Origin of the sequence: Chryseobacterium sp. VD8 (genome assembly GCF_037149975.1) — a bacterium.
GTDB classification, from domain to species: domain Bacteria; phylum Bacteroidota; class Bacteroidia; order Flavobacteriales; family Weeksellaceae; genus Chryseobacterium; species Chryseobacterium indicum.
In genome coordinates this window covers 1-8,400 of sequence record NZ_JBBCQL010000203.1, presented here as the reverse complement: position 1 = coordinate 8,400, position 8,400 = coordinate 1, and the positions used below count along the sequence as shown (strand labels likewise).

Below are 8,400 nucleotides of genomic sequence, written 5' to 3'. Positions count from 1 at the left end.
ATCGAATTTTTCCTGATTAAATGGTCTTGTAAACAGTTCCAGCAATTCGTAGAATAATTTGGCAAAAAACTCTTTTTCTTTTTCTGAATCTTCTGCTCGAAGAATTTCTAAGGTGAATAATTTCTCACGGAAAATCTCAGGATTCTTCAGATTTTCTTCTTTCGCCAATTCAAAATACGGAATGTAGAAATCTTCCGGAATTTCCTTGATACAGCCGAAATCGATAACCAATAATTCATTGTTTTCCGAAATCAGGAAATTTCCCGGATGTGGATCGGCGTGAACTTTTTTCAGGATATGCATCTGATACATATAAAAATCCCAAAGTGTCTGTCCGATTTTGTTCAAATCTTCCTGTGAATTCTGTTTTTTGGTAAATTCCGAGAAATGAATTCCGGACATCCAGTCCATCGTAATGATTTTCTCACACGAATATTCCGGATAATAATGGGGGAACTTCACATTCGGAAGATGACTGCATTCTTCTGCAAAATGCTGACTTCGTTTCAGTTCCAGATTATAATCAGTTTCTTCAAACAATTTGTCTTCCACTTCCTGAAAATAAGATTCCGAACCTTCTTTTTTGATGTTGAACATCTTCATCGCAATCGTTTTTACCATTTTAAGGTCGCTCGAAATACTTTCTCTTACACCGGGATACTGGATTTTAACCGCCAGTTTCTTGCCGTCTTTTTTTGCAGTATGAACCTGCCCGATACTCGCGGCATTAACCGATTCGGCGGAAAATTCATCAAAAATATCTTCCGGATTTTTCCCGAAATATTTTCTGAATGTTTTCTTCACCAAAGCACCCGACAAAGGCGGAACGGAAAACTGCGAAAGCGAAAATTTCTCCACATATTCCACCGGAAGAATGTTTTTTTCCATACTCAGCATTTGGGCAACTTTCAGCGCGGAACCTTTCAATTCTTTTAAGGAATCGTAAATGTCTGTTGCATTGTCCTCGTTAAGGATTTTGCGGGCTTCATCTTCATCTTTTGTGATTTTATTTCCGTAATATTTCAGGTAATTGACACCGACTTTTGCTCCCGCTTTAAGCAGACTGCTTGTCCGTTCCAATTTTCCTGTAGGAATTTTATCTAATGTTTTCATTTTTAAATTTTGTTTGTCAAATGTTTTTAACGCAATATTCGCAATGATTTTTTAATTGCTAACTGTTTTTAAGTTCGCAACGGTGCTTCGACAAGCTCAGCATAACTACTCATTTCTTAAGCTCCTTTAGGAGCTTTATCTGTGTAGAAAAGGATATATTTCCCATTTTAGAGCACTCCGTAGGAGTGCAATCTATTCAGTTTAATCTTTTTCACTTTAAGATTGAACTCCTACGGAGTTCTCTCCAACACAATTATTCGTAATTTCTACACAGATTCCGCACCTACGGAGCGGAACATTCTCCTGTTTTCTCTTTAATTTTCGCAACTGAAGTACCTAATTCTTTTAAATTTTGAACCGGCGAATCTCGCAGCCCGACCTGAACGGAGCTCTTTTTGTAAATCAATGGCTGAGGAATCGAAGTCATTGGTTTGCAAAAAAGCGGGAGTGGAGGGTGGAAATAGCTGCCCAAATAAATATTAGCTTATTCGAAACCAAAAGCCAAAAGCCAATTGCCATTTATCAACTCATTTTAAATTTTTCCTTCCAAAGAAACTTTCCAAGATCAAAAACCTTTCTTAATGGTTCATTATCCATTAATTCAAAACCGGTGTCAATGGTTTTTTCGATGAAAATATCGGTCTTTTCAAAATCAGGAGAAGTGTCTTTTTTCCAGAAATCAATGGCAGAAATCAAATGGAGCCAAAGTGCTTCCTGTCTCGATTTTTCGTTGAATTTTCTGATATCTTCTTTCGCTTTTTCAATCATTTCCCATTCGTTGAAATTGAGAGTATTGACAAATTGTTTGTGGGTTTCCCTAAGATTCTGAAGCGTTTTGATATTCTGGATTTTATTGCTTCCCAAAATTGATAACACTAAAGAACGGTTCATCGTAAGATTTTCAAAGAAAATGTAATACACATTCAGGAGTTTTTCTTTGGTTGTCACTTCATTCGAAGAATTAACTTCCGAAGCGAGTTCCAAAGATTTCGTGAAAAGATGATTCACTATTTCTCTTTCGATTTGCTCGAATCCTGAGAAATAGTGGTAAAATTCTTTCTCCTCAAAATTGTTTTCTTTCGCAAAAAGGTAAACATTTTTCGGTTTTTCTCCGTGATTCAAAAGATAATCTCCGTATAATTCAAATATTTTTTCCTGCGTGATATTGGCTTGTTCTTGCATAATAGAATTTATTTATTGACAAATTTAGTAAATAAATTTACATTTAATTAAAATAAAGTATAAATTTGTACTATATAAACCATTTAATTTTTGAATTATGTTGACAATACAGGCACAATCGAATATACCTACAGATTTTGGAATGTTTACTGTTTATGCATTCTCAGAACACGAAGAAGACTGGAATCCGCACTTGGTTTGGGTAGCAGAAAATACAGATTTCAGCAAAACGGTAAATGTGCGTTTTCACTCGGAGTGTATCACAGGTGAGATTTTTCATTCTAAAAAATGTGAATGCGGACAGCAATTAGACGCGGCAATGAAATATATGTCGGAAAACGGCGGAATGATTATTTATCTTCGACAGGAAGGTCGTAATATCGGAATCATCAATAAGTTAAGAGCGTATGCACTTCAGGAAAAAGGTTTTGATACGGTGGAAGCAAATTTGAAACTTGGTTTGCCTGCAGACGGAAGAAATTTTGATGTGGCAGTTGAAATGCTTAAGATTCTGAATGTGAAAGAAATTAATCTGCTGACGAACAATCCGGATAAGCTTAAATCTCTGGAAAACAGTGGAATTATTCTGAATCATAGAGTTCCTTTGGAAATAGAATCTAACGAGGTTAACGAAAGTTATCTTTCAAAAAAGAAAGATTATTTTGGACATCTCTTAGAAAAGGTATAATTTTCTCATTACGCTGAAAGTAATTTCCACTCACCAAAACCAATCTTATGAAAAAAATTCTGCTTACCGGAGCCACCGGATATATCGGGAAACGAATGATCAACGTAATCGCTGCACAAGGTTATCAGGTAATCTGCTGCTGCAGAGATAAAAACCGTTTTTCTAAAAGTGTGGATATTGATGATGCCCAGATTGAAGTGGTGGAAGTGGATTTTCTGAAACCTGAAACACTGGAAAATATTCCAAAAGATATTTCCGGAGCGTATTATCTAATGCATTCGATGAGCAACAGCAACGATTATGCAGAAATTGAAAGACAATGTGCCGTTAATTTTTCAAATTATATTGAAAAAACTGATTGCAGACACATCATTTATCTTTCGGGTCTGGCAAATGAAAAAGAATTATCACAACATTTAAGTTCAAGATTTGAAGTTGAAAAAATCCTGATGAAATGTAAAGTTCCAGCAACCGTTTTACGGGCAGGAATTATTATTGGTTCAGGAAGTGCATCGTTCGAAATCATCAGAGATTTAGTAGAAAAATTACCGGTGATGGTGGCTCCGAAATGGCTCCACACAAAATGTCAGCCGATCGGAATTGCCAATGTTCTGGATTTTCTGATTTTTACCTTATTTAAAGAACAGGCGTATCACAGAAATTTTGACATTGGCTGTGATAATGTTTTGACCTACAAAGAAATGCTTTTGGAGTTTGCTAAAATCAGAGGACTGAAAAGAAAGATTTTTACCGTTCCTGTAATGACTCCGAAACTGTCTTCGTATTGGCTGTATTTCATTACTTCAACATCCTATAATTTAGCTTCTGCATTGGTTGGAAGTATGAAAATTGAAGTTATCTGCAGACCGGAAAGCCTTGCGGAAATCAAGCAGATTACCGGAGTTCAACCGTTTTCTTATGATACGGCGTTAAGAAGAACGTTGGCTAAAATTCAGGACAATGAAATTGCTTCAAGCTGGAAAGACAGTTTTATCAGCAGCAGAAGCGATTCCAGCCTGAAAGATTATCTCGATGTTCCGAAATACGGCTGTTTTGTAGATTTAAGAACCGAAGAATATGATGACCGTGAAAAATGTCTCCACAGAGTTTTTTCTCTAGGCGGTGCAAACGGATGGTACGGTCAAAGTCTCTGGAAAGTTCGCGGATTTATGGATTTATTGGTGGGCGGACCGGGACTGAGACGCGGAAGAACACATCCCGATAAACTTCACGAAGGTGATGCACTGGATTTCTGGCGTGTTCTGTATGCAAACAAAGAAGAAGGAAAACTGATTCTTTTCGCAGAAATGAAGCTTCCCGGAGAAGCGTGGTTAATGTTTAAAGTGTATAAAGGAAAACTCTGGCAAAAAGCGGTTTTCCGACCTCATGGATTAACCGGAAGATTATATTGGTATTCTGTTTTGCCGTTTCACGGGATTATTTTTAAAGGAATGGTAAGAAGACTGACAGGAAAAATTTCTTGATTTCAAATATATCCGATTATTTTTTGAGAATTGGCAACGCAGATATGTGTTGCCGGTTTTTTATCGAACAGGATAAACAGTTGAGGATGATATTTTTAAGCAAGTTTTAACATTCACCTTAAACATCAGATAGAAAATTTTTATGAATCATATTTCGGTATCACTTTCATAATGCTTAATTTTAAAGCTTTAAACGTTTAAACATTCACTAATACATCATCATAATGGAAAAATACAGTTATGGTATGATCGGACTCGGAGTCATGGGGAGAAATCTCCTGTACAACATCGCCGATCACGGATTTTCTATTGCAGGATTTGATCTTGATCATGAAAAAATAAAAGATTTGGAAGAACAGAAAACTTCCAATATGAATATCAAAGGAATACCTTCTCTGGAAGATTTTGTATCGCAGCTGGAAACACCGCGAAAAATTATTCTGATGGTTCCTGCCGGAAAACCGGTAGATGCGGTATTAGAAAATCTTAAACCGATTCTTAGCGAAGGTGATATCGTAATAGACGCCGGAAATTCTTATTTCAAAGATACCGACCGACGTGTGGCAGATCTGGCTTCCAAAAAACTTCATTTTATGGGAATGGGAGTTTCCGGAGGTGAAAAAGGAGCGAGAACGGGACCAAGTATTATGCCGGGCGGAGATCAGGAAGCTTTTGGACTTTTACAGCCGATGCTGGAAGCCATTGCAGCCAAAGTAGATGGCGATGCGTGTACAGCCTATATGGGAAAAGGTTCTGCCGGAAATTATGTGAAAATGGTTCACAACGGGATTGAATATGCCATTATGCAGCTCATCAGCGAAGCGTATGATTTACTGAGAAAAGGAGCAAAGCTTAGAAATGATGAACTTTATGAAGTGTTTAAAGAATGGAATAACGGAGAAATGAATTCTTTCCTGATCGAAATCACAAGAGACATTTTCCAACAGAAAGATTCTTTAACCGATGGTTATCTGGTTGATCAGATTTTAGACAAAGCAGGCGCAAAAGGAACCGGAAAATGGACTTCCGAGCAGGCAATGGAAATTGGCGTTTCAATTCCGACGATTGATATTGCAGTAACTTCCAGAATTTTATCAGCTTATAAAGACGAAAGAATAAAAGCGTCCCGACTGTATTCTTACAGTGAGGTTGTAACTCCTGAGAACAAAGAAATTTTCATTAAAGAAGTGGGAGAGGCGCTGTATTTGTCGACATTAATCAGCTATGCACAAGGTCTGGCTTTACTCGTAAAAGCTTCCGAAGAATATCATTTTGAAATTCCTCTGAAAGACGTGGTAAAAATCTGGAGAGGAGGATGTATCATCCGTTCTGTTTTATTAGAAAAATTCTATGCTGCCTACACAAAAAATCCTCAGCTTTCTAATATTCTGCTTGATGAAGACATCGCAGCTATTGTTAAAGAAAGAGTTTCATCACTGAGAAAAACGGCAGCATTTGCAGTTTCGAACGGTATTTCAAGCTTAGGACTTCAGACGGCTTTAGGATATTTTGATGCGTATACTACGGAATCTCTTCCGGTGAACCTGATTCAGGCACAGAGGGATTATTTCGGAGCGCACACTTACCAGAGAACCGACAGAGAGGGCGTTTTTCATACCAACTGGGAAAGTTTTAATCATTAAAATTCAGAAATGAGTGAAAATAAAGTTTTGCAGCCAACAACAATTATCATTTTTGGCGCAACAGGAGATTTAGCAAAAAGAAAACTTTTTCCTGCTTTTTACAATCTTTATATTGATGGAAGAATGCCGAAAGGCTTCAATATCATTGCTTTGGGAAGAGCAGATAATTCTGATGAATATTTCAAAAATTACATCAGAGAAAACCTGAACAGCTTTTCCAGAAAAAAAGTAACTTCGGAAGACTGGGCGGGATTTCAGGCACATATTACCTATTTTCAGCATCAGCTTGATGAAGAAAGTTCCTATAAAAATCTTAATCAGAAGCTTGAAAGTTTTGATAAAGTTTACGGAACAAGAGGAAACAGACTTTTCTATCTTTCAATAGGACCCAATTTTGTGGCAACTATTTCCAATCATATCAAAAATGCCTTGCTCGCTTCAGATCCTAAAAAAGACCGTATTATCATCGAAAAACCTTTCGGACACGATAAACAGTCTGCGATTGAGCTGAACAGCCTTTTGGCAGATGCTTTTGAAGAAGAGCAGATCTACAGAATCGATCATTATCTTGGAAAAGAAACTGTACAGAATATTCTTGCCTTCAGATTCGGAAATGCAATTTTTGAACCTTTATGGGATCGTAAACATATTGAATCTGTACAGATTACGGTAGCGGAGGAAGTAGGAGTGGAAACCAGAGGAAGCTTCTACGAGCAGACCGGTGCACTCAGAGATATGGTTCAGAATCATCTTTTGCAGATTCTCTGCATGGTGGCAATGGAACCGCCTGCTTCACTGGAATCCGGAGAGATCAGGGATCGTAAAGTAGATGTCTTAAAATCTATCCGAAGAATTCCTGCGGAAAAAGTAGACCATTATGCCGTAAGAGGACAGTACGGAAAAGGAACGGTAAATGGCGAAAAAGCAAAAGGTTACAGACAGGAAGAAGGAATTGCACCGGATTCTAACACGGAAACATTTGCCGCTGTAAAGTTCTATCTGGATAACGAAAGATGGCAGGATGTTCCTTTCTACGTAAGGACAGGGAAAAAGATGAAAGAAAAACATTCTTACATCACCATTCAGTTTAAGCCGCTTCCGCATTCTACGTTTTCAGAAAGTTCACAGCATTTGTCTGCCAATAGACTGATTATCAATATTCAGCCTTTAATGGATATCAGACTGCAGTTTATGGCAAAAAAGCCGGGACTTTCTCTGGTTTTAAAACCTGTGGAAATGATTTTTGATAATTTTGCTTGTCAGGAAGATACGCCGGAAGCTTACGAAACCTTATTGCTGGATGCCCTTTTAGGAGATTTAACCCTATTTATGCGTTCCGATCAGGTGGAAGAAGCCTGGGATGTGGTGAAAACCATTCAGGAAGCTTGGGCAAATGAAAAAGACAGCTCTTTCCCGAATTACGAAGCCGGAAGCTGGGGACCTGAAGAAAGCACGGCTCTGGTAGAAAGACAGGGGCATCACTGGGTTTAAAATTTAATAAAGAAAAGTAAAAATGAAGATTACCGTATTTAACGATTTAGATACATTATATAAAAAATCTGCAGACCGATTTGTAGATTTGGCTGAAAAGTCCATTAAAAATCACGACCGTTTTGTAGTGGCACTAAGCGGAGGTTCTTCTCCGAAAGCTATCTTTAAACTTTTGGCTTCCGGGGAATATGCAGATAAAATAGAGTGGGGCAAAGTCTTTTTTTTCTGGGTAGACGAAAGATGGGTTTCGCTGAATGACGAGAAAAGCAACGCAAAAATGACATTCGATACCCTTCTCAATCATGTTTCCATCAATAAAAATCATATTTTTCCGATGTATAAAGACGGAGTTTCCGCGGAAGAATTTGCTTTGGAATATGAAAACCAGATCAGAAATGTTTTGGGAAATGACGGACGTTTTGATTTTATTCTGTTGGGAATGGGAGACGACGGACACACGGCGTCACTTTTTCCGGGAGAAAAAGTGCTTTGGGAAAAGGAAAAGTGGGTCGATGCGTATTACCTGAAACCTCAGGAAATGTTCAGAATCACTCTTACAGCTCCCGTCATCAACAACGCAGAAAATATTCTGATTGTTACCTTTGGAGAAAACAAAAAACACACTCTGAATGAAGTTTTGAACGGAGTTTATAATCCGGAACAATATCCGATGCAGCTCATTGACAAAAGAGAATGCGTAGAATTGTTCACAGACGAAAAAGCAAAAGGATAATCATTAAATTTAAACTTTTTTAAACTCTTTATCTTAATATTTTGGTCTTTGCGATGGTTATAGCTG

General features: G+C 37.7%; 7 protein-coding genes. 5 read left to right on the top strand and 2 right to left on the bottom strand.

The window, feature by feature from the left end; translation table 11 throughout:
- Together WFK35_RS17805 and WFK35_RS17800 are read right to left on the bottom strand one after the other, a co-directional pair.
- Positions 1-1,113: ABC1 kinase family protein (locus tag WFK35_RS17805; protein WP_336733710.1), on the bottom strand; the 1,113-nt coding region annotated here is incomplete at its 3' end.
- Between the two features lie 522 nt (positions 1,114-1,635).
- Positions 1,636-2,295, bottom strand: coding sequence for a TetR family transcriptional regulator C-terminal domain-containing protein (locus tag WFK35_RS17800; protein WP_336733709.1), 660 nt, complete (start codon positions 2,293-2,295; stop codon positions 1,636-1,638).
- A gap of 97 nt (positions 2,296-2,392) precedes the next feature.
- Here WFK35_RS17800 and ribA point away from each other — a divergent pair, with 97 nt between their 5' ends.
- The 5 genes from ribA (at position 2,393) to pgl (ending at position 8,334) form a co-directional block, all read left to right on the top strand.
- On the top strand, positions 2,393-2,983 hold the full coding sequence (gene ribA / locus WFK35_RS17795) for a GTP cyclohydrolase II (RefSeq protein WP_087710699.1): 591 nt from the start codon (positions 2,393-2,395) through the stop codon (positions 2,981-2,983).
- Positions 2,984-3,030: 47 nt separating this feature from the next.
- A complete protein-coding gene (locus WFK35_RS17790) occupies positions 3,031-4,467 on the top strand; it encodes an SDR family oxidoreductase (protein ID WP_336733708.1) in 1,437 nt (478 codons plus the stop codon).
- Positions 4,468-4,691: 224 nt separating this feature from the next.
- Positions 4,692-6,110 carry an NADP-dependent phosphogluconate dehydrogenase gene (gene gndA / locus WFK35_RS17785; protein WP_336733707.1) on the top strand — a complete coding sequence of 473 codons (1,419 nt, stop codon included), beginning with the start codon at positions 4,692-4,694 and terminating at the stop codon, positions 6,108-6,110.
- Positions 6,111-6,119: 9 nt separating this feature from the next.
- Positions 6,120-7,601 (top strand): glucose-6-phosphate dehydrogenase, encoded by a 1,482-nt coding sequence (gene zwf / locus WFK35_RS17780; RefSeq protein WP_235130376.1) that lies wholly within the window; start codon positions 6,120-6,122, stop codon positions 7,599-7,601.
- Between the two features lie 22 nt (positions 7,602-7,623).
- A complete protein-coding gene (pgl, locus tag WFK35_RS17775; protein ID WP_336733706.1) occupies positions 7,624-8,334 on the top strand; it encodes a 6-phosphogluconolactonase in 711 nt (236 codons plus the stop codon).
- Positions 8,335-8,400 lie beyond the last annotated feature (66 nt).

Bases quoted from the DNA above. Each gene is read 5' to 3' on its own strand.
- WFK35_RS17800 (WP_336733709.1), bottom strand. From the start codon at position 2,295: ATGCAAGAACAAGCCAATATCACGCAGGAAAAAATATTTGAATTATAC.
- ribA (WP_087710699.1), top strand. From the start codon at position 2,393: ATGTTGACAATACAGGCACAATCGAATATACCTACAGATTTTGGAATG.
- WFK35_RS17790 (WP_336733708.1), top strand. From the start codon at position 3,031: ATGAAAAAAATTCTGCTTACCGGAGCCACCGGATATATCGGGAAACGA.
- gndA (WP_336733707.1), top strand. From the start codon at position 4,692: ATGGAAAAATACAGTTATGGTATGATCGGACTCGGAGTCATGGGGAGA.
- zwf (WP_235130376.1), top strand. From the start codon at position 6,120: ATGAGTGAAAATAAAGTTTTGCAGCCAACAACAATTATCATTTTTGGC.
- pgl (WP_336733706.1), top strand. From the start codon at position 7,624: ATGAAGATTACCGTATTTAACGATTTAGATACATTATATAAAAAATCT.